The organism is Nocardia sienata NBRC 100364 (assembly GCF_001613205.1).
GTDB classification, from domain to species: domain Bacteria; phylum Actinomycetota; class Actinomycetes; order Mycobacteriales; family Mycobacteriaceae; genus Nocardia; species Nocardia sienata.
The window spans coordinates 1-3,322 of sequence record NZ_BDBX01000112.1 but is presented as its reverse complement, the minus strand read 5'-3'; the positions used below and the strand labels follow the sequence as shown (position 1 = coordinate 3,322).

The following is a 3,322-nucleotide window of genomic DNA, read 5'->3' as shown; positions in this document are numbered from 1 at the left end:
GGGCGTTGGTGCTCGAGGGTTGGAATGAGGGCGGGGTCGAGGCCGAGTCGGTGACTTTGCCGCAGATGTTCACGCGCACGGTCGAGCACTACCGCGAGGCGACCGCTGTGGTGTTCGGAGACTCGGCGCTTTCATACGGTGAGTTGGCTGCGCGGGTGAATCGGCTTGCGCGGTATCTGATTGCCAGGGGGGTGGGCCCGGAATCGTTGGTGGCAGTGGCCGTACCCCGCTCGACGGAGCTGATCGTTGCTTTGCTGGCGGTCCTCGAGGCCGGTGGCGGGTACCTACCGGTCGATGTGTCCTATCCGGCGGAGCGACTGGCGTTCTTGTTCACCGACGCGGATCCGGTGTGCGTACTGACCACCGTCGCGGAGGTGGGGGCGCTGCCGGCCGGTGAGCGGCCGGTGGTGCTCCTCGACGATCCCATGACGCTCGCCACGCTTGCGGATCTCTCGCCGTCGCCGGTGACCGACGCGGACCGGCAGGCACCTGTCGATCCCGACGCGGTGGCGTATCTGATCTATACGTCGGGTTCGACCGGCACCCCGAAAGGTGTGCTCGTCTCTCACCGCAACGTGCTGACCCTGTTCGCGAATACGCGAGACGCGTTCGGGTTCGACGAGTCGGACGTGTGGACGATGTTCCATTCGTACGCGTTCGATTTCTCGGTATGGGAGTTGTGGGGTGCGCTGCTGTACGGCGGCACGCTCGTGATCGTCGACTACTTCACGGCGCGGTCGCCCGAAAAATTCCTCGAGTTGCTGCGGCGGGAGCGGGTGACCGTGCTCAGCCAAACACCGACCGCGTTCTACCAGCTGGCCGAGGCCGAATTGGTCGAGACGGACAGCGAGAGCGAGCGGGAACTGTCGCTGCGATATGTGATCTTCGGTGGAGAGGCTCTCGATCTCGGCCGACTGCAGCGTTGGTACGCGCGATTCGACGAAACCGGTCCGATGCTGGTCAACATGTACGGCATCACCGAGTCCACTGTGCATGTGACCTGTTTGCCACTGGATCGGGAACTGGCTTCCTCGGCCTCGGCGAGTGTGATCGGCCGGGGCATTGCCGGGCTGCGTGTAGTGGTACTCGATGCCTTTTTGCGTCCAGTGCCGCCGGGGGTCGAGGGCGAGATGTACGTCTCGGGCGCGCAACTGACTCGCGGCTATCTGGGTCGGGCGGGGTTGACGGCCACCCGGTTCGTCGCGGATCCCTACGGTGCCGCGGGTGAGCGGATGTACCGTACCGGCGACAGAGCTCGGTGGCAGGTGGACGGGCAGTTGGAGTACCTGGGGCGCAGCGATTTCCAGGTGAAGGTGCGAGGATTCCGGGTCGAGCTCGGTGAGATCGAGTCGGTGCTGGTGTTGCATCCGGCGGTGGCGCAGGCGGTAGTGATCACCCGAGATATCGCCGCGGCCGAGCCCGATGAACTGGCATCCAGTAGACAGTTGGTGGGATATGTGGTGCTCGACACCGATACCAGCATCGATGGGGAATCCGGTGATGTCGATGTGGCGGCGGAACTGCGGGGTTTCGCTGCCGAGCGGTTGCCGGAGTACATGGTGCCCGCGGCGGTGGTGGTGCTGGACCGGTTGCCGTTGACGGTGAACGGGAAACTGGACCGCACAGCGTTACCGGCCCCCGACTACAGCGGTGGGGCGTATCGGGCACCGTCGACACCGACCGAAGAAGCGGTAGCGGCGGTGTTCGCCGAGGTCCTCGAGGTCACCCGGGTGGGGGCCGACGACGACTTCTTCGATCGGGGTGGTGATTCGCTGACCGCGACGCGGTTGGTGAGCCGGATCCGGTCGGTGTTGGGGGTGGAGGTACCGATCCGGGTGGTCTTCGAGTCCCCGACGGTGGCGGGGCTGGCGCCGCGCCTGTGGGAGCAGGGTGTGGTGCGGGCGCCGTTGGTGGTGCGGGAGCGTCCGCAGCGGTTGCCGCTGTCGTATGCGCAGCGTCGGTTGTGGTTCATTCACCGGTACGAGGGCGCGTCGGCGACATACAACATTCCGTTGGCGGTGCGGTTGCGTGGTGTGTTGGATGTGGCTGCGTTGCGGGCGGCGATCGTGGATGTGGTGGCCCGGCACGAGAGCCTGCGCACGATCTTCGTCGAGGACGAGGGGGTGCCGTTCCAGCAGGTCCTGCCGGTCGAGGCGGTGCCGGTCGATGAGCTGGTCGGCGAGGTGGTCGCGGTGACCGAGTCGGAGCGGGCAGCGGCGGTGGCGGCGGTGGCGGGCTATCGGTTCGACCTGTCGGCCCAGGCCCCGGTACGGGCCCGGATTTTGCGGTGTGCTGCTGAAGAGCATGTCCTGGTGCTGGTGATCCACCATATCGCCGGGGACGGGGCGTCGATAGCGCCGTTGGCGCGGGACGTGGCGTGCGCGTACGCGGCACGGTCGGCCGGGACGGAGCCGGGGTGGACGCCGTTGCCGGTGCAATACGCCGATTACACCCTGTGGCAGCGGGAGTGGCTGGGGTCGGAAGAGGATCCCGACAGTGTGCTGGCTGCCCAGTTCGGGTATTGGCGTCAGGAGTTGGACGGGGCGCCGGAACAACTACGGTTGCCGACCGATCGCCGACGGCCGGCGGTGGCCAGTTACCGCGGTGCGGAGGTGGCGTTCACTCTCACACCGCGTGTGCTGGTGGGGGCGGAGCAACTCGCACGTGAACTCGGGGCGACGGTGTCGATGGTGTTGCAGTCGGCGTTGGCGGTGTTGTTGCACAAGCTCGGCGCCGGCGACGATATCCCGATCGGGGGCCCGATCGCGGGCCGCACCGACGAGGCGTTGACGGATCTGGTCGGGTTCTTCGTCAACACGTGGGTGTTGCGGGTCGATACGTCGCAGAATCCACGTTTCGGCGAGGTCGTCGCCCGGGTGCGGGAGAAGGCGTTGGCGGCGTATGAGAATCAGGATGCGCCGTTCGAACGGTTGGTGGAGTTGCTCAACCCCACTCGCTCGACCGCCTACCAGCCACTGTTCCAAGTGATGTTCGCGTTGCAGAACAATCCTTTCCCGGACGTGGACTTCCCCGGACTGCAACTGAGCCCCGAACCCGCCGCGACAGGCACGGCGAAGTTCGATCTGTTCTTCAGCCTGACCGAGCTACCTACCCTCCACGGTGAGCCACAAGGCGTGCAGGGATCGATCGAGTACGCCAGCGATCTGTTCGACCCCGGCACGGTCGAACAGATCGCGGCCCGGTACGTGCGGCTGCTCGAAACAGTAGTAGCCGACCCGGAACTACGTATCGATCGGTTCGACATCCTGGTCCCCGGCGAGCGGGAACAACTCCTACAGACCTGGAACGACACCACGACACC

At 66.0% G+C, this 3,322-nt stretch carries 1 protein-coding gene; it reads left to right on the top strand.

From position 1 onward, the window contains the following. Positions 1-65: 65 nt before the first annotated feature. Positions 66-3,322 (top strand): non-ribosomal peptide synthetase (locus NS4_RS30955; RefSeq protein ID WP_157106350.1); only part of this gene is annotated, 3,257 nt, incomplete at its 3' end.